This window comes from Pseudarthrobacter sp. MDT1-40-2 (genome assembly GCF_059383595.1).
This window is the reverse complement of sequence record NZ_JBWZCL010000002.1, coordinates 675,069-699,532: the sequence shown is the minus strand read 5'-3', so window position 1 is coordinate 699,532 and position 24,464 is coordinate 675,069. Positions and strand designations below refer to the sequence as shown.

Below are 24,464 nucleotides of genomic sequence, written 5' to 3'. Positions count from 1 at the left end.
CACCCAACGCGGAACTGGGCTGCGGGCCGCCACCGCGTTGACCGTACATGGAAGAATAAAGGGCATGACTGCAACCGCAACTGCCAAAGCAACCATCCACACCAGCCTCGGCGACATCGTCGTCAACCTCTTCGGCAACCACGCGCCGAAGACGGTCAAGAACTTCGTAGGCCTCGCCACTGGTGAGCAGGCCTGGACCCACCCGGAAACCGGTGAGGACAAGACGGGCACGCCGCTGTACAACGGCACCATCTTCCACCGCATCATCAAGGACTTCATGATCCAGGCCGGCGATCCCCTGGGCCGCGGCGTCGGCGGACCGGGCTACAAGTTCGACGACGAGATCCACCCGGAACTGACTTTCAATGCGCCGTACAAGCTGGCCATGGCCAACGCCGGCATCCAGATGGGCAAGGGGACCAACGGTTCACAGTTCTTCATCACCACCATTCCCACCGACTGGCTGCAGGGAAAGCACACCATCTTTGGTGAGGTTGCTGACGACTCTTCCAAAAAGGTTGTCGACGCCATTGAAGGTGTGAAGACCGGCATGGGCGACCGTCCGGTTGAGGATGTCACCATCACCAGCATCGATATTGAACAGCTCTAACCAACCAGCATGAGCTATGGAATGCCGGCGGCGGACCCGTCTGCCCAGATCCCGGTCTGCCCACGTCACCCGGACCGGCCCTCGTACGTGCGTTGCCAGCGCTGCGGGCGGCCGGCTTGCCCCGAGTGCCAGCGGGCGGCCGCCGTCGGATTCCAATGCGTTGACTGCGTTAACGAAACAAAACGTACGACGCCGGCCGTACGGTCCGTGTACGGCGGTGCCGTGACGGCTGGTAAACCGCTGGTGACGTTCGGCATCATCGCGGCCTGCGCACTCCTGTATGTCCTGCAGTGGATCATTCCGGCGGACGCCGTGTTCAGGAATTTCGCCTTCGCCTCCATCTACGCCACCACCGAATTCGGCGCTTTCCAGCCTTGGCGCATGCTGACGTCGGCCTTCCTCCATTCGCAGGGCTTCATCCTGCACATTGTGCTGAACATGTACATGTTGTGGATGTTCGGCCAGGCGCTCGAACCAATGCTGGGCCGGGCACGATTCCTGGCTCTCTATGTTATTTCCGCGATCGGCGGCTCAGTAGGCTACCTCCTGCTCACGCCCATCCTCCCGCCCGGGGGTCCCGTGGGAGTGGTTGGTGCATCTGGCGCCATTTTCGGACTCTTCGGCGCCATGCTGGTAGTGCAGCGGCACCGGGGCGGTGAAACCCGGCAGCTCTGGGTTCTGATAGCCATCAACGGCGTTATCGGCTTTATGGTGCCGCAAATAGCCTGGCAGGCCCACCTCGGCGGCTTGCTGGCGGGCGGACTGTGCGCGGCCGTTATCGCTTATGCCCCCCGCGGTCCGCGCAGGACCCTCTTCCAGACAGCAGGCCTGATTCTGGTCTTGGCCGTGCTGGTGATTGCTGCCACCCTTCGGGTCGCGGCGGGCTGACCCCGTCTCCAACAGCTTTCCTCAGCAGCCGCTGTGCGTTCCCGGCCCCCAACGGTGCTGTTGATGCGCTCTGCTCGCCACAGCCTTCGGCCGCAGCGTGGACTTTTCCACAGACTTTATCCACAGTGTTGGTAACTTACACGTCTGTAGTTCACCCTATGAAGAGCCGGTAAGTCCACCATGTCCGGGGTTTCTGGCTATCTCCTCCGTGTTCTGCGTTCGAGTATCCACAGGAGTGGACAAACGAATCTGCCCACCCTGTGTGTATGTGGAAAACTCCGGCCCCGATTGTTCATCTGTGGATAATCTTGGCACTTCGGCCATTTTGCGGTGAGATTGCCCGGAAAGCGAGAAGATTTCAACAGAGTTGTTCACATTGTTAATAACTACAGGGGTGTAACCCGAAGGAATTTGGCAGCCGTCTCTAGACGGAAGAGGGTTCCCACTGGGTAGTCTGGTCTGGGTTTATCCCCATCTGTGGATAAGTTGTGGGTAGCGTGATGTGCATAAGTGGACAACTAAGGGGACCAGCTATGGCGACTGCCAAGGAACACGTGTTTATGGATAAGCAGCACCCTGCCATCTGGCGGGCCATGAACGGACTCGGGTTAAGGGTTAAGGAAGCCGCAGCCGAGGTGGGCTTTACTCCCATGCTCGTGGAACTGCTTAGCGTTCGTATTTCCCAGATCAACGCCTGCGCATACTGCCTTGATGTCCACGTCAGGGATGCCCTTAAGCAAGGCGTCAGCGCCCGGCAGCTGGCAGTGCTTCCGGCCTGGCGGGAAACCGACCTGTTCACGGACAAGGAGCGGGCGGTACTGGCGCTTGCCGAGAGCATCACCGGCCTGCCCCATGCTGCGGTGCGGGAACATGAAGAGGCTTATGCCCGGCGCCACCTCAGCGACGAGGAGTTCTCCGCCGCTGCCTGGCTCGCGATTACCATCAATGGCTTTAACAGGGTGTCCATTACCAGCCACCACCCGGTGCGGCCGCCGGAAGACTGAGCCGTCCTGCTGGGTTTTGCACAGCATTGTCCACAATGTTAATAACTTACAGCGATGTAGTACCGGCGACCGTGGTGGCGGCAACCACTGGATCCCGGGACTTTAGTCCCGCGGCGCGGAGGAGTTGTCCACTCCTGTGGATAAGTGTTGCCCCCGGCTGTGGACTGATCACTTGCCCGGGGCCGTGGGCCAGATTCCGGAGCTCCCCCGCCGGTGGCTGCCCACCACATGGGTATCCACCATCCCGATAGCTTCCATCAAGGCAAACATGGTGGTGGGCCCGACGAAAGCAAAACCTTTCTTCCGCAGTGCCTTGGATAAAGCAATGGACTCTGGTGACTGGGTAGGGATGTCCGCATGGCTCAAGGGCGTGGGCGTTGATTCGGGCTGGAATCCCCAGACGAATTCCGCGAGCCCGCCTTCGTCCCGGAGCCGGAGGGTTGCCTGGGCGTTGGTAACGGCGGCCCGGATCTTCAGCTGGTTTCGGACAATGCCCGCATCCTGGAGGAGACGTTGGATGTCGTCTTCAGTGAACCGGGCCACCGCTTCCGGATCAAAGCCGGCAAAGGCCCCCCGGAAAGCAGGGCGCTTGCGCAGAATGGTGGCCCAGGAAAGGCCTGCCTGGAATCCCTCAAGCGAAATGCGCTCATATACGCCGCGCTCATCACGAACGGGCATTCCCCATTCGGTGTCGTAGTACTCCCGCAGCAGCGGATCGACAGCTGCCCACGGCGGTCTTGCCAGGCCATCGTCTCCGATCACAAGGTTGTTGGCTGCAGGCATGGTTCCCGTTCCTGAAGATATTCGGTCAATACTGGCGTTGAAGTGGTCAGGGGCAGGGAAAAACTCTGTCTGTACCATTCAGTCATGGGGAACCTACAGCGCACCACTGACACCGGCATCGTCCACCGGAATTCACGGTACCTGGCTTGGCTTGGAATGGCAGGGATCCTTGCCGCCGCTGGCGCAGCAGGTTTCTACAGTCCGTGGCCGGCCGCCCTCACCATCAGGAGCATATTCGCCAAGGGTGCCCGGAAGACCGTGGCAGAAATGGATCTGTTCGCACCGGCGGAGGGCTTGATCGAACATCGCGGCCTCCCCTACCTCAGCCACCATCGCGACCTGGCAGGAAACCGGATCCCCGGACGTTACGGATGCCCGCCGGTGATGGACATCTTCCTGCCGGAGGTGGGCGCCGCCGGGACCAGCGACGACAAAGCGCTGCCTACGGTGATCTGGATTCATGGCGGAGCATGGTTGTCCGGCAGCAGCAAAGACGTGGCACCCTACCTGAGGATGCTGGCCAACCGCGGGTACGCCGCCGTCGGGCTTGGCTACTCTGTTGCCCCTGGCAGCCGCTACCCAACGGCAGTAGCCCAGTTGAACAACGCACTGGCCTATCTCAACGCCCATGCCGGGGACTACGGGCTGGACCCGGGGCAGTTCATCCTGGCGGGAGATTCCGCCGGCGCCCAACTGGCCAGCCAGCTTGCGGTCATGGCAACAAATCCCGGATATGCCCGCCAGGTAGGCTTTGAACCCGGCATCGAAGCGCAGCAGCTGCGCGGAGTCCTGCTGCATTGCGGCGTCTACGACCTTGAGGCACTCTCACGGACCACCGGACTTGTTGGCTGGGGATTCAAAACGGCGCTCTGGGCCTACGCCGGGAAGAGGAGCTGGTCCACAACGGCCGCCGCGAAAGATATGTCCACAGTGAACCACGTGACGGCGGAGTTCCCACCCGCCTTCATTTCCGGGGGGAACGGCGATTCCCTGACTGATGAACAATCAAAGGTCCTGGTGGCCCGCCTTACAAGCCTGGGTGTTCCAGTGTCAGGGCTGTTTTGGGCCGCCGAACACGTTCCTGCCCTGCCTCATGAGTATCAGTTCCACCTGCAGTACGCCGAAGCACACCAGGCATTTGAGGAGTCGCTGGTGTTCCTGGATTCTGTGACCGGGAGGGAACCTGCGGGCAATGAACGGGCCGGAGCTAGGACCGCCAGCGAGTTGTCATCATGAAGCCGATGATGGCAATACCGAAGCCGGCCACGATGTTCCACGAGCCCCAGGCCTGAACCGGCAGGAGGCCTTCGCTGATGTAGTACGTGATGATCCAGAGGAGGCCCAGGATCATCAGGCCGAACATTACCGGTTTGAACCAGATGGGGTTCGGCTTATAGGTGCTGGCGGCGGGGCTAGCCTGGGTTGAAGCGGTGGACTTCTTGCGCGGCTTGGATTCGGGCACGGGCTCTCCTGGCGGACGGAATGAATAAGGCTGACCGCATTGGTATCCTGCAACAAGGAACATTGCCGGTTGTCCGCGCTGGTCAGGTTTGTACTCTTCTAGCTGCCAATTCTAGCTGGACTTCCAGTGCCGCCGGTCCGCGGCGGACCGCCATGGAGGAGTAATAGTGGAGCTGCAGCAAGCGGAAGGCCGCGAGCCGGTGGAGGCTGCTTCCGGAGCCGGAATCCTGCGCAGCATGACCCAGGTGTTCGGTGAGCTGCTTATCACTGCCGGAATCATCCTCCTGCTCTTCGTTGCCTGGCAACTGTGGTGGACCAACATTGAGTCTGATGCCCGGCAGAACGAGGTCATTGGGCAGTTCGCGCAGGAGTTAGGCGGCAGTCTGCCTCCGGCAACGGAAACCGGCGAGTCGATGGACTACGGCGAACCAGTAGTGGCGTCGGCACCGATCGAGGCCGGGACGATCGGCATCATGTATATCCCGAGGTTCGGCGAAAATTACACCCGGCCTATCGTGGAAGGGACCAGTCAGGCCGTCCTGGACACACTCGGGCTGGGCCACTACAGCTCTACCTCGATGCCCGGTGCGGTGGGCAATTTCGCTGTGGCCGGCCATCGGCAAACGCACGGTGCGGTGCTGGATAACATCCACACCCTGGTGCCCGGTGACAGGATCTACGTGCAGACAAGGGATGGTTTCTACGTCTACGTCTACAGGAACGCAGAGATCGTCCTGCCTTCGCGCCTTGATGTGCTGTTGCCGGTTCCCACCCAGCCTGGTGTACCGCCGTCGGAGCGCATTCTCACCATGACCAGTTGTAATCCGAGGTTCGGCGCCCAGGAGCGGATCATCGCCTACTCCGTGCTGGAGAGCTGGCAGCCACTCTCCGCCGGAGTTCCCCCCGAAATTGCCAAACAAGTCAGCACAGCGCTGGGGATGGGATAATCATGTACGGATGGATTTTCCGGCACCTGCCGGGCCCGCTGTGGGTACGCATTCTCATGGCGGTGGTTCTCATTGCGGCCGCACTGGTCCTGATGGTTCAGTTCCTGTTCCCGTGGATGTCCCAGCTCACTCCGTTCACCGACTCAACGATTGGTTCACCGCACCAGCCATGACCACTACAAAAATCCTGGTGATTGATAACTACGACAGCTTCGTCTACACCCTTGTGGGATACCTGCAGGAACTCGGTGCTGAAACCACTGTGGTCCGCAACGATGACGTCACGCTCGCGGAAGTAATCGAGCTTGCCGGCTCGCGTGACGGCATCCTGGTTTCCCCCGGGCCGGGTACCCCTGCGGAAGCCGGCGTCTGCATTGACCTGATCAAATGGTGCGGCGAATCCAGCAAGCCGATGTTCGGCGTCTGCCTGGGGCACCAGGCCCTGGCCGAGGCTTATGGCGGCACGGTCACCCACGCAGAGGAACTGATGCACGGCAAAACCTCGCCGGTGGAACACCACGGCACGGGCGTCTTCGAGGGGCTGCCCTCCCCCATCACGGCCACCCGCTACCATTCGTTGGCTGCCGTCCGCAGCACCATTCCGGACATCCTGGAGATCACCGCTGAGACTTCCTCCGGCGTGGTCATGGGCCTTCGGCACCGTGCAGCTCCGCTGTGCGGGGTGCAGTTCCACCCGGAGTCCGTGCTTACTGAAGGCGGCTACCAGATGCTTGGCAACTGGCTTGAGTCGCTGGGTATGGCAGGCGCAGCCGAACGGGCAGCGAAACTCAGTCCCCTTATCCAGCACTAACCGCAAGGTCTCTGCGCGCTAGTCGTCCGACTTCTTCGGCTTAGGATTTCCGTTCGAGTTTGCCGGCGGATCCTTCGGTTCAGGCGTTTCCACCGGGATGGTCGGCGGGGCAGGAGCTTTGGCCACAGTGAGGGTGATGGTCCTGCCCGGTTCCACCTCGGCATTAAGGGATTCACTCTGGGCAGTTACCGTGCCTGGCTCTACCTGGCCGTTCTCCACTTCGACAATGTTCGCTATGAGATTGAGATTCTTCAGAGACTCCTGCGCTTCGGCCAAGGGCAGGCTGCGCAACTCCGGCACAGCCACTTTGCCCGTGGAGACAACCATCTCCACCTTGGTCCCCACGGCTACGAGTTGCCCGGCACCCGGGTTTGTGGAAATAACGACGCCTGCGGGGACCGTAGGACTGTGGGCCCGTTTGGTCCCGTCGGCCCCGGACAGCTGATGCTGGCGCAGCAGGTCGCGGGCAGCGGCTTCGGTCATGCCCACCAAACCGTCCGGCACTGCGACGGAACTGGGGCCGTCGGAAATGTTCAGCACCACTTCAGCTTCCCGCTCCAAAACCGCGCCGGCCGGGGGTTCGGTACCAATGGCGATGCCCTTGGCGACGGTGGGGTGCTGCATCCTTTTCACGGTGGGGCTGAGGTCGGCCTTGTACAGCGTGTCCAACGCCTCCACCTCGCTCAGCGAGGCTACCGACGGCACTGCAACCGTCGTCACCGCAGGCGGCGAAGCGTTGACGACGTTGTACAGCCACAGCCCGGCACCGCCAAGAATCAGCAGGGTGAAGATCACCAGGGTGGCAATCCACGTGCGACGGCGGGACTTCTGCGGCTGCGTGCGCTCCTGCTCCGGCGGGAGGCCAAGGGGCATTTCGTCCGGATCGACGGCGTTGTAGGCGGCCGCGAGCGGAGCGAGAGCTGTGTTGCCGTCGTCTTGGTCATCCCAGGCGTTGCGTTGTCGGCGGCTGACCGCAGGCTCGTCGTCCAGGAAGCTCGCACCGGTGAGGGCGTAGGCTTCCGTAGGGGGCCCCGGATCGGCGGCTGCAACGTGGTGATGGGGGTCCGTAGCTGCCTCGGCCGCAGACGTCGCAGGCACCGCGATGCCATTGCGGGCAGCGCGGAGGGCACGCTGGAATGCTGCGGCATCGGCGAAACGATCGGTCCGCTTTTTCTGCAGGGCCTTCACCAGGACGCTGTCCACGGCAGCTGTGACCTCGGGATTGTGGTTTGCGGCCGGCTCGGGGAGTTCACGGACGTGCTGGTACGCAACGGAGACAGGACTGTCGCCGACGAAGGGCGGCCTTCCGGTGAGCAGTTCATAGAGCAGGCAACCAGCAGAGTAGAGGTCGCTGCGGGCGTCAACAGATTCTCCCAGCGCCTGTTCCGGCGAAAGGTACTGGGCTGTACCCACCACGGCCTGGGTCTGCGTCATGGTCGCTGCGGAGTCGGCGATGGCCCGGGCAATTCCAAAGTCCATGACTTTAACATCGTTGTCCACGCCGCAGACCATCACATTGGCAGGCTTGATGTCCCGGTGGACGATCCCTGCCTTGTGGCTGTACTCGAGCGCGGAAAGCACACCCAGGGTGAAATCGATGGCCTGGTCCATGGAAACTTCGCCCGCCCGGATGAGGTCTCGCAGTGTCTGTCCCGGGACGTATTCCATCACGATGTATGGCACCCGGACAGAGTCCTCCGCCTGAGGGTCCTCGGCGTGCTCCCCGGTGTCGTAGATGGACACGATGGAGGGGTGGTTCAGGGCGGCGACTGCCTGGGCTTCGCGTTTGAACCGGGCCTGGAACTGCGGATCCCGTGCGAGATCCGGCCGGAGGAGTTTCACCGCTACCGTGCGGCCCAAACGAGTGTCGACTCCGCGATAGACGTCTGCCATACCGCCGCGCCCCAGCAGCTCACCGAGTTCGTAGCGGTCGCTCAGGACACGCCGGCTGACCACCGGGACTTGGTCCTCGCGGTGCGACGGAGTAAGGGGTGAGTCGTTCATCGGGTTTCCTGGGAGCTACTGGCTGAGAATCGGCTTGCAAACAGGCGGAGAGCCGGGCTGCTCACCAACGTTGCAGTCGCGGGTGGGGGTGGTACCAGGGGCTGCCGCAGACGTGGTCGTCTGCACTGGTGTGGGTTGTTCTTCGGTGGGTTCGGGAGTGATGACGGGCGGGGCAGTCGCGTAGGTGATGGTGACGATTGTTCCTACATCCACCTGACCGACTGGATCTATGGCAGTGACAGTCCCAGGTATGGCGGAACCGTCTTCCAGAGGTATAGCGCGGACTTCCAGATTCATCAACGCGAGTTCATTCTGGACAACCTGGTAGTCACGGCCCAGGTAGGCCGCTGGAATGATGTTGACCTTGGCAACGGTTGGTGCGGGCGGCTGCGTCGGGGTGGGCGCCTGGGTTTGTGTAGGTGGCGCCGTGGTAGCCCGCGTCGTGGCCGTGCTGGGCCGGCTGGTGGTGGTTGTTTCGCTCGTCGTGGTGCCCCCGGACGGGAACAGGTTGGACTGGCTCAGGAAGTAACCTATGAGCGCGAACAGGATCAGCAGGATCAAGGCGATCAGCGGCCACGTCCACGGGCTGCGGCCGCGTTTTTCGGGCTCATCAGCGGGCTCGTCAGGCTGGTCGTCTGCTTCCCATTCGCGTTCCGCAGCCAAAGCGTCCGCATGGGAGAGCGTGCTGCTTCGGGCCAGGCCCTCAGGGGTAGCCGCAGCGGCGGCTGCTCCTGCCGCCGCGACGCCGGCACCGGCGGCGCCGAGCACCGGCAAAGCGGAGGTCGCCGTCGTGGTCCGTTCCTGGTCCGGGCCGATCACGCCGGTGGGGGCGGTTGGGATGTCCACGGGGGCGGTGATGGGGCCGGTGGCTGCCTCGAAGAGGAGCATCCCGGGAACGGCGGCATGGGCGGCGTCGACGTCGCCGTGGCGGATGGCCTCGGCAGCTTCCGCCAGTTTGATGGCGTTGGCCGGCCGGTTCTTGGGATCCTTGGCCAGCATGGACATCAGCAGCGCCCGAACCGGCCGCGGCAATGTTTCGGGGAGCGGCGGCGGCGCATCGTTCACCTGGGCCAGCGCGATCGCGATCTGTGACTCGCCGGAGAACGGCCGGTGCCCGGTAAGGCATTCGTAACCAATGACGCCAAGCGAGTAGATGTCCGAGGAACCGGTGGCGGTCTGGCCTGTGGCCTGTTCAGGCGCAAGGTACTGGGCGGTTCCCATGACCTGGCCGGTCTGCGTGAGCGGGACCTGGTCCGCCAGGCGCGCGATGCCAAAGTCCGTTACCTTGACCTTGGAATCAGGGGTAATCAGCAGGTTCCCGGGTTTGATGTCGCGGTGGACCAGTCCCTGTTCGTGGGCGGCGGAAAGCGCACGGGCGGTCTGGGCAATAAAGGACAACGTCCGGTCCGGTGACAGCACCTGTTCGTGCTCGATGATGCTGCTCAGCGGCTGGCCGGGCACCAGCTCCATGACGAGGTAAGCCGATCCCTCCTCTTCGCCGTAGTCAAAGACATTGGCAATGCCGGGGTGGTTCAGCAGGGCGGTGTGCCGGGCTTCGGCGCGGAAACGCTGCAGGAAGCCAGGGTCGCCCGTGTACTCCTCTTTCAACACCTTGATGGCCACAATGCGGCCCAAAATGAGGTCCTTGGCCTTCCAGACCTCGCCCATTCCGCCGATCGCGATCCTGGTGGTCAACTGGAACCTGCCGCCGAGGGTGATTCCCGATGTAGGCCTCACTTATTCAACACCGCCTCAAAAATCTTCTTCGCGTTCGGACTGGTTAGCTGTGCCCCGGTGGTGATGTCTACGCCTTCCATGACGATAGTCACAGCCACCTGGGGATCATTTGCGGGGGCAAACCCGGTAAACCATGAGTTGTTGCTGCCGTCGGCCCGCTCCGCGGTTCCTGTTTTGCCAGCGACCTGGACACCGCTGACGGCGGCGCCGTTGGCTATGCCCTCACTGACGGCACTGGCCATCCACTCGGTGATCTGCCGGGCGATCTCCGGCGTGGTGGAAGTACGGAGCTGGCTGGGCTGCGGCTCGTCCAGTACCCGCAGATCGGGTGACCGGACCGCTTTGACGAGGTTTGGGCTCATCTGCACACCGCCGTTGGCGATGGCAGAGGTCATCTGGTTTATCTGCAGCGGAGTGGCTCGAACGTCCCGCTGGCCGATGACGGATTGGGCAAGGCCAGGAGCATCCAACGCCTCTTCGGGGAAGAAGCTGGTCTCATACGGCAGCTTCAGCTGATCGCCCATGCCTTCGCCAAAGCCGAATTTGCGGGCCTGCTCGGCAATAGCGTTCTGCCCGAGGTCCCGGGCGATCGCCGCGAAGGGTGTATTGCATGACTGTTGGAGCGCAAAGGCAAACGACGCCGTGTCCCGGGTATAGCAGTTCCCGCCGGCATAGTTGGGAAGTGTGTACTCGATGCCAGGGAACGTCATCTGGGCAGGGTTTTCCAGCACGCTGTCCGCGTTGTACTTGCCGGAGCTCAGCGCCGCGGCTACGTCCACCAGCTTGAACACCGAGCCCGGGGCCAGCAGGCCACCCGTCGGGCCGCTGACGGACTGGTTCAAGTTGATGCCCGGGACCTTGTTCAGGGCATCAATGTTGGCAGTCTCTGCGTCCCTGTCCTGTGTGGCAATCAGGTTGGGATCGTAGGACGGCTTTGACACCATGGCCAGAATGTCGCCTGTCCTGGGGTTGCTGACCACAATGGAGCCGCGTTGGCCCTCAGGAATGAGGTCGTAAGCCAGCTGCTGGATGGCGGGATCAACGGTGAGCTCCACGGAGGCACCCTGTGGCTGGTTGCCAAGGAAGAGCTGGCCGATCCGGTCCAGGAAGAGCTGGTCCGAGTTGCCGGTCAGGACGTCATTCATGGCGAATTCAAGTCCTGTGGCGCCGAAGCTGCGTGAAAAATACCCGGTGAGCCCTGCGTACAGTTCGGGCTGGTGGTAGGTCCGCTGGAAGCCGCAGGAGGCGGTGCCTTCAACGGATTCGGCGATGGGTGTTCCCGCCACGATGATGGAACCGCGGTCGTTGCAATAATTCTGGAGCAGCGCCCGCTTGTTCAACGGATTGGTGTTGAGGTCTTCGGCGCCGATCACCTGGACATAGCTCAAGGCGCCGAAAATAAGCGCGAACATGGCGATCGCGGCAATCCAGGAGTTGCGGATAGCCTGGTTCACTGTTGCTTCACCGCCTGGGTAGATACTGACTGTTGGCTGCCTGTAGCGTCCTGCGACGGCGGCAGAGGCGTGGTGTCAACAGGCCCGCGGGCGGTATTGGAGATCATCAGCAGCAGGCCGACGATGATCCAGTTCGCCAGCAGCGAGGATCCGCCGGCCGCCATAAACGGCGTGGTCAAACCCGTCAGGGGGATCAACCGGGTTACACCGCCAATCACTACGAAGCACTGCAGGGCCAAGGCGAAGGACAATCCGCAGGCAAGGAGTTTCCCGAAGGCGTCCCTGGTGCCAAGCGCTGCCCGGAATCCGCGCGTGAACAGCAGCAGGAACATCAGCACGATGGCGAAAATGCCCACCAGGCCCAATTCCTCGGCGAAGGAGGCGATGATCATGTCGCTATTGGCGAACGGCACCAGCCATGGCCGGCCCTGGCCCAGTCCGGTGCCCATCAGGCCACCGTTGGCCATTCCAAAGAGGCCCTGAACAACCTGCTCGCTGCGATCGTAAACCTCGGGTTCGAAGGCGTTGAGCCAGCCGTCGATTCGGAGCGCCACGTGCGAGAAGACCTGCGCGGCAACCAGTCCGCCGCCCACCAGCAGCCCTACGCCGATCAGCACCCAGCTGATTCGGCTGGTAGCCACGTAAATCATGACGATGAAGAGACCGAAGAAGAGGACCGAAGAGCCGAGGTCGCGCTGGAAAATCAGGACGCCGATGCTGACCAACCAGGCGGTGATCATGGGGCCCATGTCCTTGAACCGCGGGAACTGAAGCGGGCCAACCTTGCGCCCGGCCAGCAGGATCAGGTCCCGGTTGGACGACAGGTACCCCGCAAAAAATATTGCGAGGGTAATTTTGGCTACTTCGCCGGGCTGGAAGGTCATGCCGCCCACGCTGATCCAGACCCGGGCGCCGAGGATCTCACCGGCGGTGATGCCCGGAACCAGAGGCAGGATCAGGAGCACGGCGCTGACTGCCAATGAAATATAGGTGAAGCGCCGCAACACGCGGTGGTCCTTGAGGAACCAAATCACTGCGATGGCGACTGCCATTGCCAGTAGCGTCCAGCGCAGCTGATTGTTACCGGTGTCATCGTTGGGCCCATCCAGACGATGGATCATAGCCAGGCCCAAGCCATTAAGCGCCACAACCAACGGAAGTATTACCGGATCGGCATATTTTGCGCGGATCCTCAACACCACGTGGAAGACCAGCGAAGCCACCGCCAGCAGGCTGGACTGAAACCAGAAATCGCTGTCGAACGAGGAAGGATCGTCAATGCCCACCATGGCACTGGCACCGATGCCGACTGCTAGGGCCAGGATCAGCAGGACCAGTTCAACATTGCGGCGTGGCTTGGGTACGGAGGTAATCTGCGTCATGGTGCCCCCACACAGCTTGGAGTAGCGGTTGGTGACGGAGCGGCCGCCGTCGGCGCCGCAGCAGCGGTCTCGGTGGCCACCGGCGTGCCGGTGGTTGCCGATGGGCTGGGCGACGGCGGCAGGCACTCATCTTCGGGCGATGTCACGCCTGTGGTCTTGAGGTTCTGGACAATGCGCTGGGCATCGTAGAGGTCGCTGGCAGGTACTGTCTGGCGAACCCGCTGCTGCGAAAACGCCGGAAGCGAATCCATGGAGATCTCCGTCACGGTCTCGAGCGTGGACAGCTGGAAGGGGCCAAGCCGCTGTGAAACGCCGTTGAAGATGGCCACCTTCGAGTCGTGTTCGCCAATGTAGTACCGGGTCTGGGTCCAGGCATAGCCCAGCCACAGGCCCGTGGTGAGGATCAGCAGCAGGGCCGCCGCGATGCTGATGGTGACCCAGCGCCGCGGCCGGTTGAGCACGATGTCATCCTCTTGATCCAGGCGTGCGGATGGCTCTGCTTTATGCGTGAGCACGGTGGCGGCCCTGCGCGCTACGGTGCGGCCGGCAATGGTGGGGATGGAGCCGGTTTCCGCGGCGCTGGCCGCAGCGCCGACGAGGTCATGGGGACGGGATTCCAACTCCTCGCGCAGCACCTCGGCGGAGAGGTGTTCACCAAGATGCGGATCCGTGCTGGTGCTTTCTGCGTTGTCTGCAGTTTCTGTGCGTTCGTTCTCTGCCGTTGGGGTGCCACGGGCCGCCTCGTCTGAGGCAGGATCGGCAGCGGCGACCTGAGCCGATGTGGCGCGTACGGAACCGGGGCCGCCCGCGGTGATGCCGTCGTCGGGTGTTTCGTCTTGGGAATTGTCCTGGGCAACGGGACCGGCGGCGGTGGGAGGTTCTGCGGCCGCAGGATCCTCTTTGGAGGCCGTCACCGCCGGAACTATGTCCACCGCCGCTGTACTGACGTCGTCGGACGTTTCCTCGGCAATCTCCACCATCACGACGGTGACGTTGTCCGGGGAGCCCGCCTCAAGCGTGAGGTCAACGAGCGCTTCCACGCATTCGCGGAGGTCCTTTGTTTCACGGACTGTCCGCTCAATCACGTGGCCGGCCACGTAGTTCAGCCCGTCGGAGCAGAGCAGCCAGCGTTCGCCTGGCTCGACGTCCAACTCGTCCAGATCGAGTTCCGGACTCGCGTCGACGTCACCCAGCACGCGCATCAGGACGTTCTTGTGCGGGTGCGTCTCAGCTTCGTCCGGGCGGAGCCTGCCTTCGTCGATGAGCCGCTGGACGAAGGTGTGGTCAACGCTGACCTGCTCAAAAACGCCATTGCGCAAGCGGTAGGCGCGGGAATCACCGATGTGGGCGAAGTGCAGCTTGCCGTCCGCCAGCAGCAGGGCGGTGACGGTGGTTCCCATTCCGGCGAGCTTGGGGTTGATGTGGACCAGTTCGGACAGCAGGGAATTGGCTGTCTGGATCTCGTCCGCCAGGACCGTGGTGGCCTCGCCGTTGTAGTCGTCATGGTCCAGATGGATCATGTCCAGGACTGTGGCGGCCGAAGCGACATCGCCGCCGGCGTGGCCGCCCATGCCATCGGCAACCACTGCAAGGTTCCGGCCGACATAGGCGGAATCGTCGTTTTTAGCCCGGATCCGGCCGACGTCGGAACGGGCAGCAAACCGCATGATCAGTGGCCGCGCGGGGACGGGATGGCCCTCGGCGGGATGGTCCTGGGAGGCCATCGCTTATGGCCTCAATTCGATGACCGTCTTGCCGATCCTCACGGGAACACCGGGCTCCATGGGCTGGGCGCGGGTGAGTTGCTGGTCTGCAAGGTAGGTTCCGTTGGTGGAACCGAGGTCCTCGATGAACCAGCGGCTGCCCTGCGGAAAGAGCCGGGCGTGACGGCCGGAGGCGTAATCGTCCTCCAGGACCAAGGTGGCTTCCTGTGCCCGTCCCAGCAGGATAGGGCTCGCGGCCAGCGGGATGGTGGTGCCCTTCAGCGGGCCTTCAACCACTACCAGCTGCCGGGGCTGCTGGCGCGGGGGAGGCGGGGTGGGGACGGCCAGTTCCGGATTTCTGCGGACCTCGCGGGCAGTGGGTGTTCCCGCGGCGGCCTTACGCCCGATCATCAGGTCCCGGCGCATGGCAGAAACGATGCTGAAAATCAGGATCCAGAGGAGGATGAGGAATCCGAAGCGGAGCGCCGTTACGGTGAGGTCGCTGATCTCATTCATGCACGGCTCCCGTTGCCCGCCGGGAGCAGGCGGAAGATAATCCTGGTGCGGCCCATGGTGATGGTGGAACCGTCGGAGAGTTCCATGGTGCCCGCAACCTTATGGCCGTTGACGTAGCTGCCGTTGGTGGACCCAAGGTCCACAGCCGTGCTGGAGCCGTTTTCAGTCCGGATCTCCAGGTGCTTACGGGACACGCCGGTATCGTCCACCAGGATGTCGGCTTCCGAGGAACGGCCAAGGATGACGGAGGCTGCATTCAGCGAGTAGCGCTGGCCGTCAATATCCAGGACGGGCTGCAGCCGGACGGGCTGCCGGGAAGGCGCGGCGGGGACATGGGGACGGTGCGGAGCAGGACTTGCAGAACCGGAGGACTTCTCCGTCCTGGTGGTGATCTCGAAGTCACCGGTACGCTGAGCTTCGTCCCGGAGGAAGGAGATGCGTACGGGACCCTGCAGGGTGTATCCCTGGCTGCGCACGTGGTTGATAACAACGTCGCACAGTTCTTCAGCCAGCGGCGTTCCCCATTCCTGGGCACGCTCGAAGTCCTCGTCGCTGAGCCGGACATCAAAAACGTTGGGTGCCAGGGTACGGCCGGCGGCAACAGTCAACGCCTTGTGGTCCACCTCGCGGCGAAGCCGGCTGGCGATTTCGACGGGCTCCACGTGGGCTTTGGAGCCGGTGGAGAAGACGCCGCGGACGGCTTTTTCGATGCCGCGCTCGACTTTGTCCAGCAAACCCATGGCCCTTCTCCTTTCCTTCCGGCTGCCTGGCAGCCGTGTCCAGAACCTGCCGCGTGCGACGGTCCTTGCCCTACGGTTAAGTCACTGTCCGGCCTGCCGGAAGCAGGCGCTCTTATATCTGATACTACTTGCCGACCCCCGTAATGACCTTAATCCCCAACGTGCCGGACGCCGGAAAAGTTCGGCAGGTAAGGACTTATGCCCGGCGTTACGGGCTGCGGAACCGGGAACTGGAGTGGTTGTGCACAGGCCGCCCTGTCTTCACTGACAGCATGGAGGTGGCTCAATTGGTGTTTTCGCGCAGGTGTCCGTTATGCTTGATCTCGCTGCTTTTGCAGGGATGCGGTTCCGGGATCCGGGGCTGTGGTTAGGCAAAAGAACAAGCAGTATGCATTTGCGCGCGAGTGGCGGAACGGCAGACGCGCTGGCTTCAGGTGCCAGTGTCCGAAAGGGCGTGGGGGTTCAAATCCCCCCTCGCGCACGCAATCAAAACACCCCGGTCTTCGGACCGGGGTGTTTTTCGTTGTATAGGGCCCCTCAGCCCCGAGCTTCAGGAGTGGGCGAGGGCCCGGTAGCTACCGCCGGAGCGAGCCAAGGCCGGTGATCAGGGCCTCCAGGCCGAGGCCGAACGCGACGTCCGCTGGGCGTTCCTCCCCTTCCGCCGCAAAACTCTGGACAGCTGCCGTGAATCCCGGGGTGGACCCGGACATGGTTCCCGGATCGAAGATGTCCGGCGGCGCAGTGACGTCATACGCCGAGCCGAAGATGAAGGATTCCAGTGCCACAATGGCAGGCACAATCCTGGCTTCGGGAATGCCGGCGTCACGGAAGCCGGTGCTGACTACCTCGTACATCGCCAGGGTCCGTGGCGCGTCGGTCACCGGCAGCACCGCAATGACGGGAATGAGGGGCGTGTGGGCGGCAAACGCATCCCGGTAGCTCCAGGCCCAGGTGCGCACCGCGTCTTCCCATGGACCGGAGCCAAAACCGGAGACGTCCACCAGGGACATCAGGTGGTCCTCCACCAGGACCAGCACGTCATGTTTTGATTCGACATGGTTATAGAGGGCCGACGGCGCCACGTCCAGCTTGCGGGCGAGGGCGGCCATGGTGAGGCCGTCATAGCCCTTGCTGCCGATGAGGTCCAGTGCAGCCCGGGTAATCCCCGAGAGGTCCAGGACTGCAGCTGCCGGCCGCCCGGCGCGGCGACGGACGGCACCCGGAGGCGTGCCGGCGTCGTCCGCTGTGCCGGCTTTCCGTTTTCCTGCTGCCGTCCCATTACCTGCGGTGGAGTGTACTGCCGGCATTGCTGGCCTTTCGATCGGTTCCCCAGCATTATTCCACTGGCCGTGCAGCCGCCTCTTCCGCAGCCGGTCGGACGCGGCTATAGTGACTATAAATGAATGGCATTCATTTAGTGACCCGGAACACCGCAACGGAGGGTCGCAGAGAGAGGACATCATGCAGAACCTGGAACGCGACGTCGTAATTGTCGGAGCCGGTCCGTCCGGCCTCACCGCCGCGCGGCAACTGAAGAAGGCCGGCCTGACGGTGGCTGTGCTCGAGGCACGTGACCGTGTGGGCGGGCGCACCTGGACCGACACTATCGACGGTGCAATGCTGGAAATCGGCGGCCAGTGGGTCTCGCCCGACCAGACCGAGCTTCTGGCTTTACTGGACGACCTGGGCCTGGAGACCTACCCACGCTACCGGGACGGCGAATCGGTTTATGTGGGTCAGGACGGCCAGCCCATCCGGTACACGGGGGACACCTTCCCGGTAGGAGCGGAAACCAAAGCTGAGATGGAAAAGCTCATCGCGATCCTGGACGGCCTCGCCGCTGAGATTGGTGCCACGGAACCCTGGGCCCACCCGAAGGCCCGCGAGCTGGACACCATCTCCTTCCACCACTGGTTGCGTGCACATTCCACTGACGAAGAAGCCTGCAGGAACATCGGCCTGTTCATCGCCGGAGGCATGCTCACCAAGCCGGCCCACGCATTCTCAGCGCTGCAGGCAGTCCTGATGGCGGCCTCTGCCGGCTCCTTCAGTCACCTCACCGACGAAGACTTCATCCTCGACCGCCGCGTTGTGGGCGGGATGCAGCAGGTCTCGCTCCTGCAGGCAGCCGAACTGGGCAACGACGTCATCCTGAACAGCCCGGTGCGCACCATCCGCTGGGAGGAAGCGAGCGACGGCGGTACGCGCCGCCAGGTGACCGTCACCGCGGACGGGGCAACAGTGCAGGCGGGATTTGTGGTCATGGCCGTGCCGCCTAACCTGTATTCACGGGTCTCCTTCGATCCGCCCCTGCCGCGTCGCCAGCACCAGATGCACCAGCACCAGTCGCTCGGCCTGGTTATCAAGGTGCACGCTGTCTACGACACCCCGTTCTGGCGGGAGGACGGCCTCTCCGGCACAGGCTTCGGCGCCGGCTCGCTGGTGCAGGAGGTCTACGACAACACCAACTACGGAGATGCCCGGGGCACCCTGGTGGGCTTCATCTCCGACGAAAAGGCGGACGCCGTGTTCGAACTTAGTCCGGATGATCGCAAACGGGCCATCCTTGAATCGATTGCCGGGTTCCTGGGCGACAAGGCCCTGACTCCTGAGGTTTACTACGAGTCCGACTGGGGCTCTGAGGAATGGACCCGGGGCGCGTACGCCTCCAGCTACGATCTTGGTGGACTGCACCGTTATGGCAAGGATCAGCACACGCCTGTGGGTCCGATCTACTGGTGCTCCTCGGACCTGGCAGCTGAAGGCTACCAGCACGTGGATGGCGCCATCCGGATGGGACGGAAGACGGCCGAACGGATCCTCGAGGCCGCCCGCGTCACCGTCCCGGTGGCGTAAGGTCCTCCGGCACTAGCAGGATTCGCGTCGGGATTAGTGCGCCTCGGTTGCCGGGCGTGCCCCTGCGGCGGCTTCGGCCTGCTGCAGGGCGTGCTCCAGACGCTCCACGGCCCGTGCGTAGTTTTCCGGCTCGTCCGCAGGGCTCACGGTTTCCGCAGACCTCATGGCCCTGATCAGCTGGGCTGTCTCGGGCTGGCGGACGTCGGACATGGCCGGAAAGTCGATGGCCAAAGCGGGGTCCAATTCATACCGCCGCCAGCTCTCTATGGTCCGCTGATGGCGTTCGACGGCGGTGCCAAGCCCGCTAAGTGCCCTGTTCCGCCGCCGCCGTTCCTGCTGAAGTGCGGCGAGCTGCGGGTACTTACGGTAGGCACCGATACCGGCAGCCGCACCGGCGGTGGCTACCGCCAGGCCTGCCATCGGCGAGGTGAGTGAAGGCAGCACGACGGCAGGAACCGCTACCGCGGCGCCCGCGAACAGATCCCAGAACAGTTGATCGCCGACGTCGTCCGTCGGTGCAGTCCGGTGATGGCGGACCGCCAGCGACGTGGCAGCCGTGGTCACGGAAAGCACAAGGCCGCAGGCGAGGGCGGGCCAGAAGAGCGCCACCTGGGTAATGACGTCCGTGAACATGGCACCTCCAGCGCGTTGCCTGGCCGACCGTCAAGGCTGCTCCTTCTATTGCAGCCCTGTCCGAACGGGTAGTCAATGGTTGTGCGTGGGGTCCTACACTGCCGCGGGGTAGCTGGACAGGATGTAGTCGGCAGCGGCCGGCCCCTGCATTCTCAGCTGGGAGTCGTGAACTTTGACACCGCACTGGGCCATGCCGGCCCGGAAGGCCCCATCTGAGCGGGGCTGGATTCCCTGGAGGAAGCACCAGCTGACGTAGAGGCCGTGAAGGCAATCCGCCCCCAGGGGGCTGTCCGTCTCAGGATCGGCGATGGTTGCTTCCGTAAGGAAAGTCTGGAAATGCGAGGTGTCCATTTCTTGGCTCGATTCCGTCTATGCAACTGGTGCCGCCGTTTTGCTACAGCAGCTTTCTGCTTCCGATGGTGCATAACACCGAAAGTGATCCGACCCGCCCGTAAAGGCGGCGTTGTGACCTTGAATCTACGCCAGCTTCTACTCGCTGTCCAGCCGCGTAACGGACTGTTCAGCTTCCTGTAACCACCAGCTCAGCTTCTTGTAACCAGCCGCCCGCGCCGTCTGCTTTTAAGGCCGTTTGCCCCTTTAGCGCCGGGCTTCCTTCTCCGCCTTGGCGGCCTTCGCGGCAGCCTCTTCTTTAACGCGCTTAGCCTCTTCGCGGACCGCGGCCTGGATTGCCCGCTCGGTAACCAACCACGCCGGAGGGGCCTGCAGCAGAGCGGTGATTTCCGCCGTCGTGAGTGCTTCTTCCACACCGCCACGCGCAAGGCCACTGATGGAGATGTTGAGCTTCTGGGCCACCACGGGGCGTGGGTGCGGGCCGTTGCGGCGCAGTTCCACCAGCCATTGCGGCGGGTTGGCCTGGAGTTCAGCGAATTCCTCGCGGGTGATAATCGAATCCTGGAACTCCTGCGGTGTTGCCGGCAGGTAGATACCGAGCTTCTTCGCGACGGTGGCCGGCTTCATGGACTGGGAGTTAGCGGAAGTCATGCATCTAGGGTATCCGCCCGCCACAGGCCCGGGAGCACGCGGATGCAGCGCGGTACTGTGAAGGGGTGCCTGAGTCCAACGAATCCCGCCCCGAGAATCCCCTAGTTGATCCGCCTGTGGATACTGCCGCTGACAGTCCCGCAGCGCCTGCCACTAATGCTGCCGTTGAAGACGTTGCGGCAGGGGATCCCGCTGCCGGTTCCGCTGCGCGCGTGCTCCGTTTCGCCTACGTTGCAGGGGTAACTCCGGGCAAGTGGATCCGGCGCTGGGAGGAGCGGATGCCGGGGATTCCGGTGGAGGCTTTCATGACCGACGACGCCGGGCAGCTGTCAGTGCTCCGTGACGGCTCCGCAGATCTCAGCTTTGTCCGGCTTCCGGTGGAGCGCGAGGGCCTCAGCGTCATTCCCCTTTATGAAGAACAGCCGGCCGTGGTGGCGCCGAAAGGGCACGAGCTCTCCGTCTTCGAGGAAGTGGAACTGGGCGATCTGTCGGAGGAGTCCTTCCTGGACGTCGCAGGGATGGGAGGCCCGGAGACGGCCATGCAGGTGGTTGCAACGGGCGCCGGGCTGGTGATCCTGCCGCAGCCCGTAGCCCGGCATTTCAATGTGAGGGACACCGTGGCGCGGAAGCTTAGCGGAGCCCCCACCACCCAGATCGCTGTTGCCTGGCCTGCCGATTCCACGGATGAGGTCATCGAGGAGTTCATTGGCATTGTCCGGGGCCGCACCGCTCACAGTTCCCGGCAGCCCTCTGCCCGGCAGGAAGAGCCAAAGAAGGAGCCAAAGCCGGACCGCCGCGGTTCCGGCGCCAAGAAACCCAAGGTGGCGCAGCGCTATGCTCCCAACCCGGACAAGGGCAGGGGCAAGGGCTCACGGAAGAAGGGGAAGCGCTAGGCCTCCGGGGCAATAAGGTCCTGCCTAAGCGCAGGCATCCTTCAAATTGTTCACTGAGTCTTCCGGCACCTGGTCTCCGGCGTCTGCGATCTGGCGCATCGGCGTCGTGATTTCTGCCGGGACGCCCGCCGCTTCTGCGGCACCCACCAGTCCGCCCAGTACTTCCTGGTCGGCGAGGCTGATCAACCCGTCCTCCACAAGCGTGCAGACCTGGCCCGTGACTTGTTCCGCGGCGGCCGTCGCAGCCTTCGAGGCGGCATCATTTGCGACGTTTTCTGCCGTTTCCTGGACGGAGCAGCTTGCGAGGAGGAGCGCCAGGGGCACGGTTGCGGTCAGGGCGGTCAGGGCAGAAAAGGTCCGGTTCATACTTCCAGCCTAACAACGGCACAATAGTGGAAGCCGGGGTCCCGGCTGGAAAATGCCTGACGGAGACGGGGTGAAAGGCGCCATGACGGCCCCGAGCAGCGCAATCCGTGTGCTGTCCGTGCGCGCCGCAGGGTCCCGGGCCTTGTTGGCTGAACTTGCCGGTACCGACGAGGTCCTTGCCCTGACGGCGGCATTGCGGAAGGCGCCGCTTCCCGGGCAGGACCAGGTAGTGCCGGCAGCAGTTACCGTGCTGGTGATGGCCGATTCCGCCCGGGCTGTCCGTGAACTCCGCAAGGCATTGCTGGCACTGGAACTGCCACCGCCGGACGAACGGCCTGCTGGTGCCGAAGTGGTCATCAATACCGTGTACGACGGCGAGGACCTAAGCACAGTTGCCGCCCTGACCGGGCGCAGTGTGGAGGCCGTCGTCAAGGCGCATTCCGGGCAGCGGTGGGCCGCCGCGTTTGGCGGGTTTGCGCCCGGCTTCATTTATCTGCTGGGCGACGGCGGCCTGGACGTTCCCCGGTTGGACTCACCCAGGACGGCAGTACCGTCGGGTTCCGTGGCGCTGGCCGGCAATTATTCGGCGGTGTATCCGCGCAGTTCACCCGGCGGCTGGCGGCTGATCGGCCACACCGACGCCGTGATGTGGGACCTTGACCGTCCCGAACCCGCGCTGGTGAAGCCGGGAGATTCGGTCCGGTTCCATCCCGTGCGCGAGCTGGTGCGGCTTGCCGGTACTGCGGTTTCCAGGACGGTTCCGGCCCGCGGCACCACCACGAATGGCCTGCGGGTTGTGTCTGCAGGCCTGCTCAGCCTGATCGAGGACCTGGGCAGGCCCGGCTACGAAGGCCTGGGAGTGCCCGCCTCGGGCGCCCTGGACCGGGCCTCCCTCCGCCGGGCCAACCGTCTGGTGGGTAACGAACCCGGTGCAGCCTGCATCGAAACCGCAGGTCCTGGGCTGACCGTCCAGGCGGTGGGTGACCGGATCGTAGCCGTTACCGGAGCCCCTGCGTCCCTGCTGCTGAACCCTGCCGCAAGGGGTGCGATCCGCGCCGAAGGGTTCGACGACGGCGGGGCCTCACGGAGCGCGCCGGTGGCCCAGGCCTTAGTGCTGAGGGACGGCGAAACGCTTGAACTGGGCCCGTCACCAGAAGGATTCCGCAGCTATCTAGCCGTACGCGGAGGCATCGAAACGCAGCCACGGCTGGGTAGCCGGGCCTCCGACGTACTGTCCGGGATCGGTCCGTCCCCGCTGGCTGCCAGGCAACTGCTGCCGGTTGGCACGCGCACCGCTTCCGGCGTCGTCGGCCCTCCTGAACTGCAACCGCACTACCCGGCTGCTGGCAGTATTACAGAACTCCGTATCATCCCGGGCCCCCGCGACGACTGGTTCGACGCCGCTGCTATGGAGCAGCTGTGCGGGCAGGTGTGGACGGTAACAACGCGGTCCAACCGGGTGGGGCTGCGGCTGGCCGGTGAACCGCTGACCAGGAGCCGAACGGGAGAACTGGCCAGCGAAGGCATGGTGGGCGGCGCATTGCAGGTGCCACCGGACGGCCTGCCCGTTCTGTTCCTGGCTGACCACCCGGTGACTGGCGGATACCCGGTAATCGCAGTGGTGGCCGAGGAGGACCTGGCGCTCGCCGCCCAGGTTCCGCTGGGCGGCCCGGTACGTTTCCGGACCTTCCAGCCTCTGATCCATACCCGCGGCTAGGGTCCCGTGAGCCAGTGCGACGGGGCGCTCAAGCGGTGGGGCAACGTGGTGGCGGCATCACCCCGCGCCGCATTGAGCTGCGGCTGCGTCACGTACAGCGCCGCCTCGAGCTGGGCACCTTCGAGTTTTGCATCCCGCAGGTCCGCTCCCAGCAGGTCAGCCCCGGACAGTTCACAGCCCCGCAGGTCCGCGCCTATCAGCAGCGCGCTGCGAAGATCCGCCCCGCTCAACCGCTGGTTTCTGAGGTTGCGCCCGGCAAGGTCCGTTCCGGCCTTGATTCCGGCCCCTAAATGCTCGTTGCCCATAGCGGCAAAGCCGGCCCGGAGCTCTTCGCTCACCTCGACCAGGACGGTCCTGACACGGAAGTGGAGGGCGCCGACGTCGTACTCCAACAGTGCGTCGACGGGACCGCTCGTGATGGTTTGGATGGCATCTGACAGGTGCCGGGCATCCTGCGCGAGGGCAGGGTCGAAGGCCAGCCGTTCCGCCTCTTCCAGATGCCACAGCATTTCGTGCAACTGCCGGACGATTCCGAAGGCCGCAAACATCCCCGGTCGGCTGGACGGATCGGCTTTCCAGCTGACGCCCTTGAACAGCTGCTGGGAAACGGCCTGGCCCGCGCCAAAACAGTCAAAGACGGTACAGCCGCGAAAGCCACGGGCCGGAAGCGATGCGTGGATGGTGCAGGAGAAGTCGTCTGCAAGATTGCCGCAAGGCGTGGCGGGAGGCTTATCAATGGCGAAATCGGCTGAGCGGCTGAATCCGAAAGCCGTGCAGCACAGGGCGAAGCAGTTGGCGCAGTCCGGACGGAGGGCAGGGGAAGGCAGGGAAGCGGACATGGGGTACTCCTTGTGGGTGATTCTGGCGGTGGTCCGAGGGATGGGAGCCCTTGTCGGGCCCCGCTCATGGGACGTCGAATCACCACTCCGCACGGAGCGTTAAGCCTGGTGGACCGGG

The 24,464-nt window shown here is 63.6% G+C and carries 25 protein-coding genes and 1 tRNA gene; 11 read left to right on the top strand and 15 right to left on the bottom strand.

Annotated features, from left to right (window positions below; translation table 11 throughout):
• The first annotated feature begins 64 nt into the window (after positions 1-64).
• The 3 genes from AC50X5_RS09465 (at position 65) to AC50X5_RS09455 (ending at position 2,502) form a co-directional block, all read left to right on the top strand.
• A complete protein-coding gene (locus tag AC50X5_RS09465) occupies positions 65-610 on the top strand; it encodes a peptidylprolyl isomerase (protein WP_494975824.1) in 546 nt (181 codons plus the stop codon).
• Between the two features lie 9 nt (positions 611-619).
• A complete protein-coding gene (locus AC50X5_RS09460; RefSeq protein ID WP_494975823.1) occupies positions 620-1,498 on the top strand; it encodes a rhomboid family intramembrane serine protease in 879 nt (292 codons plus the stop codon).
• Positions 1,499-2,031: 533 nt separating this feature from the next.
• Positions 2,032-2,502, top strand: a complete 471-nt coding sequence (locus AC50X5_RS09455) for a carboxymuconolactone decarboxylase family protein (protein ID WP_494975822.1) — start codon at positions 2,032-2,034, stop codon at positions 2,500-2,502.
• A gap of 168 nt (positions 2,503-2,670) precedes the next feature.
• Here the strand turns inward: AC50X5_RS09455 and AC50X5_RS09450 are convergent, their stop codons facing one another.
• Positions 2,671-3,285 carry a DNA-3-methyladenine glycosylase I gene (locus tag AC50X5_RS09450; protein WP_494975821.1) on the bottom strand — a complete coding sequence of 205 codons (615 nt, stop codon included), beginning with the start codon at positions 3,283-3,285 and terminating at the stop codon, positions 2,671-2,673.
• A gap of 84 nt (positions 3,286-3,369) precedes the next feature.
• Here AC50X5_RS09450 and AC50X5_RS09445 point away from each other — a divergent pair, with 84 nt between their 5' ends.
• Positions 3,370-4,521: an alpha/beta hydrolase gene (locus AC50X5_RS09445; protein ID WP_494975820.1), complete on the top strand. Its 1,152-nt coding sequence runs from the start codon at positions 3,370-3,372 to the stop codon at positions 4,519-4,521.
• Here the strand turns inward: AC50X5_RS09445 and AC50X5_RS09440 are convergent.
• Entirely contained in the window at positions 4,493-4,747 is a 255-nt protein-coding gene (locus AC50X5_RS09440) for a cell division protein CrgA (protein WP_494975819.1), read from the bottom strand. The two genes, AC50X5_RS09445 and AC50X5_RS09440, sit on opposite strands and share 29 nt — an antisense overlap.
• A 235-nt stretch (positions 4,748-4,982) precedes the next feature.
• Between AC50X5_RS09440 and AC50X5_RS09435 the strand changes: the two genes are divergently transcribed.
• The 3 genes from AC50X5_RS09435 to AC50X5_RS09425 are packed head-to-tail and all read left to right on the top strand — an operon-like array spanning position 4,983 to position 6,504.
• The gene (locus AC50X5_RS09435; RefSeq protein WP_494976087.1) at positions 4,983-5,693 is read left to right on the top strand and encodes a class E sortase; all 711 of its coding nucleotides are present in this window, start codon (positions 4,983-4,985) and stop codon (positions 5,691-5,693) included.
• Positions 5,694-5,695: 2 nt separating this feature from the next.
• Positions 5,696-5,866: a hypothetical protein gene (locus tag AC50X5_RS09430; protein ID WP_494975818.1), complete on the top strand. Its 171-nt coding sequence runs from the start codon at positions 5,696-5,698 to the stop codon at positions 5,864-5,866.
• A complete protein-coding gene (locus tag AC50X5_RS09425; RefSeq protein ID WP_494975817.1) occupies positions 5,863-6,504 on the top strand; it encodes an aminodeoxychorismate/anthranilate synthase component II in 642 nt (213 codons plus the stop codon). The genes AC50X5_RS09430 and AC50X5_RS09425 overlap by 4 nt, the downstream gene beginning before the upstream one ends.
• An 18-nt stretch (positions 6,505-6,522) precedes the next feature.
• Here the strand turns inward: AC50X5_RS09425 and pknB are convergent, their stop codons facing one another.
• The 7 genes from pknB to AC50X5_RS09390 are packed head-to-tail and all read right to left on the bottom strand — an operon-like array spanning position 6,523 to position 16,040.
• Complete coding sequence (pknB, locus tag AC50X5_RS09420) at positions 6,523-8,508, bottom strand: Stk1 family PASTA domain-containing Ser/Thr kinase (protein ID WP_494975816.1); 1,986 nt, start codon at positions 8,506-8,508, stop codon at positions 6,523-6,525.
• A 15-nt stretch (positions 8,509-8,523) separates the two neighbouring features.
• On the bottom strand, positions 8,524-10,245 hold the full coding sequence (locus AC50X5_RS09415; protein ID WP_494975815.1) for a serine/threonine-protein kinase: 1,722 nt from the start codon (positions 10,243-10,245) through the stop codon (positions 8,524-8,526).
• A complete protein-coding gene (locus tag AC50X5_RS09410; RefSeq protein ID WP_494975814.1) occupies positions 10,242-11,699 on the bottom strand; it encodes a peptidoglycan D,D-transpeptidase FtsI family protein in 1,458 nt (485 codons plus the stop codon). The genes AC50X5_RS09415 and AC50X5_RS09410 overlap by 4 nt, the downstream gene beginning before the upstream one ends.
• Positions 11,696-13,081, bottom strand: a complete 1,386-nt coding sequence (locus tag AC50X5_RS09405; protein WP_494975813.1) for an FtsW/RodA/SpoVE family cell cycle protein — start codon at positions 13,079-13,081, stop codon at positions 11,696-11,698. Before AC50X5_RS09405 ends, AC50X5_RS09410 begins: the two co-directional genes overlap by 4 nt.
• The gene (locus AC50X5_RS09400; RefSeq protein WP_494975812.1) at positions 13,078-14,805 is read right to left on the bottom strand and encodes a PP2C family protein-serine/threonine phosphatase; all 1,728 of its coding nucleotides are present in this window, start codon (positions 14,803-14,805) and stop codon (positions 13,078-13,080) included. The genes AC50X5_RS09405 and AC50X5_RS09400 overlap by 4 nt, the downstream gene beginning before the upstream one ends.
• A gap of 3 nt (positions 14,806-14,808) precedes the next feature.
• Entirely contained in the window at positions 14,809-15,291 is a 483-nt protein-coding gene (locus AC50X5_RS09395; protein ID WP_494976086.1) for an FHA domain-containing protein FhaB/FipA, read from the bottom strand.
• 5 nt (positions 15,292-15,296) lie between these two features.
• Positions 15,297-16,040 carry an FHA domain-containing protein gene (locus AC50X5_RS09390; protein WP_494975811.1) on the bottom strand — a complete coding sequence of 248 codons (744 nt, stop codon included), beginning with the start codon at positions 16,038-16,040 and terminating at the stop codon, positions 15,297-15,299.
• Between the two features lie 398 nt (positions 16,041-16,438).
• On the opposite strand from AC50X5_RS09390, the gene AC50X5_RS09385 reads away from it, so the two are divergent.
• Positions 16,439-16,521 (top strand) — tRNA-Leu (locus AC50X5_RS09385).
• Between the two features lie 94 nt (positions 16,522-16,615).
• On the opposite strand, the gene AC50X5_RS09380 is transcribed toward AC50X5_RS09385, so the two are convergent.
• Positions 16,616-17,347, bottom strand: coding sequence for a TetR/AcrR family transcriptional regulator (locus AC50X5_RS09380; RefSeq protein ID WP_494975810.1), 732 nt, complete (start codon positions 17,345-17,347; stop codon positions 16,616-16,618).
• A gap of 154 nt (positions 17,348-17,501) precedes the next feature.
• On the opposite strand from AC50X5_RS09380, the gene AC50X5_RS09375 reads away from it, so the two are divergent.
• A complete protein-coding gene (locus AC50X5_RS09375; protein WP_494975809.1) occupies positions 17,502-18,896 on the top strand; it encodes a flavin monoamine oxidase family protein in 1,395 nt (464 codons plus the stop codon).
• Positions 18,897-18,929: 33 nt separating this feature from the next.
• Here AC50X5_RS09375 and AC50X5_RS09370 read toward each other — a convergent pair whose 3' ends face one another.
• From AC50X5_RS09370 to AC50X5_RS09360, 3 genes are all read right to left on the bottom strand, one after another.
• The gene (locus AC50X5_RS09370; protein ID WP_494975808.1) at positions 18,930-19,529 is read right to left on the bottom strand and encodes a hypothetical protein; all 600 of its coding nucleotides are present in this window, start codon (positions 19,527-19,529) and stop codon (positions 18,930-18,932) included.
• A 93-nt stretch (positions 19,530-19,622) separates the two neighbouring features.
• Positions 19,623-19,880, bottom strand: a complete 258-nt coding sequence (locus AC50X5_RS09365; protein ID WP_494975807.1) for a hypothetical protein — start codon at positions 19,878-19,880, stop codon at positions 19,623-19,625.
• Between the two features lie 246 nt (positions 19,881-20,126).
• Positions 20,127-20,531, bottom strand: coding sequence for a DUF5997 family protein (locus AC50X5_RS09360; RefSeq protein ID WP_494975806.1), 405 nt, complete (start codon positions 20,529-20,531; stop codon positions 20,127-20,129).
• Positions 20,532-20,743: 212 nt separating this feature from the next.
• Here AC50X5_RS09360 and AC50X5_RS09355 point away from each other — a divergent pair, with 212 nt between their 5' ends.
• Positions 20,744-21,424 carry a LysR substrate-binding domain-containing protein gene (locus AC50X5_RS09355; RefSeq protein WP_494976085.1) on the top strand — a complete coding sequence of 227 codons (681 nt, stop codon included), beginning with the start codon at positions 20,744-20,746 and terminating at the stop codon, positions 21,422-21,424.
• Positions 21,425-21,448: 24 nt separating this feature from the next.
• Here the strand turns inward: AC50X5_RS09355 and AC50X5_RS09350 are convergent, their stop codons facing one another.
• Positions 21,449-21,790 (bottom strand): hypothetical protein, encoded by a 342-nt coding sequence (locus tag AC50X5_RS09350; protein WP_494975805.1) that lies wholly within the window; start codon positions 21,788-21,790, stop codon positions 21,449-21,451.
• A gap of 82 nt (positions 21,791-21,872) precedes the next feature.
• Here AC50X5_RS09350 and AC50X5_RS09345 point away from each other — a divergent pair, with 82 nt between their 5' ends.
• Complete coding sequence (locus AC50X5_RS09345; RefSeq protein WP_494975804.1) at positions 21,873-23,507, top strand: 5-oxoprolinase subunit B/C family protein; 1,635 nt, start codon at positions 21,873-21,875, stop codon at positions 23,505-23,507.
• On the opposite strand, the gene AC50X5_RS09340 is transcribed toward AC50X5_RS09345, so the two are convergent.
• Entirely contained in the window at positions 23,504-24,346 is an 843-nt protein-coding gene (locus tag AC50X5_RS09340; protein ID WP_494975803.1) for a pentapeptide repeat-containing protein, read from the bottom strand. The two genes, AC50X5_RS09345 and AC50X5_RS09340, sit on opposite strands and share 4 nt — an antisense overlap.
• Positions 24,347-24,464: the final 118 nt, after the last annotated feature.

Excerpts from the sequence above, each read along its gene's own strand:
- AC50X5_RS09465 (WP_494975824.1), top strand. The coding sequence starts at position 65 with ATGACTGCAACCGCAACTGCCAAAGCAACCATCCACACCAGCCTCGGC.
- AC50X5_RS09460 (WP_494975823.1), top strand. The coding sequence starts at position 620 with ATGAGCTATGGAATGCCGGCGGCGGACCCGTCTGCCCAGATCCCGGTC.
- AC50X5_RS09455 (WP_494975822.1), top strand. The coding sequence starts at position 2,032 with ATGGCGACTGCCAAGGAACACGTGTTTATGGATAAGCAGCACCCTGCC.
- AC50X5_RS09450 (WP_494975821.1), bottom strand. The coding sequence starts at position 3,285 with ATGCCTGCAGCCAACAACCTTGTGATCGGAGACGATGGCCTGGCAAGA.
- AC50X5_RS09445 (WP_494975820.1), top strand. The coding sequence starts at position 3,370 with ATGGGGAACCTACAGCGCACCACTGACACCGGCATCGTCCACCGGAAT.
- AC50X5_RS09435 (WP_494976087.1), top strand. The coding sequence starts at position 4,983 with ATGACCCAGGTGTTCGGTGAGCTGCTTATCACTGCCGGAATCATCCTC.
- AC50X5_RS09430 (WP_494975818.1), top strand. The coding sequence starts at position 5,696 with ATGTACGGATGGATTTTCCGGCACCTGCCGGGCCCGCTGTGGGTACGC.
- AC50X5_RS09425 (WP_494975817.1), top strand. The coding sequence starts at position 5,863 with ATGACCACTACAAAAATCCTGGTGATTGATAACTACGACAGCTTCGTC.
- pknB (WP_494975816.1), bottom strand. The coding sequence starts at position 8,508 with ATGAACGACTCACCCCTTACTCCGTCGCACCGCGAGGACCAAGTCCCG.
- AC50X5_RS09405 (WP_494975813.1), bottom strand. The coding sequence starts at position 13,081 with ATGACGCAGATTACCTCCGTACCCAAGCCACGCCGCAATGTTGAACTG.
- AC50X5_RS09400 (WP_494975812.1), bottom strand. The coding sequence starts at position 14,805 with ATGGCCTCCCAGGACCATCCCGCCGAGGGCCATCCCGTCCCCGCGCGG.
- AC50X5_RS09390 (WP_494975811.1), bottom strand. The coding sequence starts at position 16,040 with ATGGGTTTGCTGGACAAAGTCGAGCGCGGCATCGAAAAAGCCGTCCGC.
- AC50X5_RS09380 (WP_494975810.1), bottom strand. The coding sequence starts at position 17,347 with ATGCCGGCAGTACACTCCACCGCAGGTAATGGGACGGCAGCAGGAAAA.
- AC50X5_RS09375 (WP_494975809.1), top strand. The coding sequence starts at position 17,502 with ATGCAGAACCTGGAACGCGACGTCGTAATTGTCGGAGCCGGTCCGTCC.
- AC50X5_RS09370 (WP_494975808.1), bottom strand. The coding sequence starts at position 19,529 with ATGTTCACGGACGTCATTACCCAGGTGGCGCTCTTCTGGCCCGCCCTC.
- AC50X5_RS09365 (WP_494975807.1), bottom strand. The coding sequence starts at position 19,880 with ATGGACACCTCGCATTTCCAGACTTTCCTTACGGAAGCAACCATCGCC.
- AC50X5_RS09360 (WP_494975806.1), bottom strand. The coding sequence starts at position 20,531 with ATGACTTCCGCTAACTCCCAGTCCATGAAGCCGGCCACCGTCGCGAAG.
- AC50X5_RS09350 (WP_494975805.1), bottom strand. The coding sequence starts at position 21,790 with ATGAACCGGACCTTTTCTGCCCTGACCGCCCTGACCGCAACCGTGCCC.
- AC50X5_RS09345 (WP_494975804.1), top strand. The coding sequence starts at position 21,873 with ATGACGGCCCCGAGCAGCGCAATCCGTGTGCTGTCCGTGCGCGCCGCA.
- AC50X5_RS09340 (WP_494975803.1), bottom strand. The coding sequence starts at position 24,346 with ATGTCCGCTTCCCTGCCTTCCCCTGCCCTCCGTCCGGACTGCGCCAAC.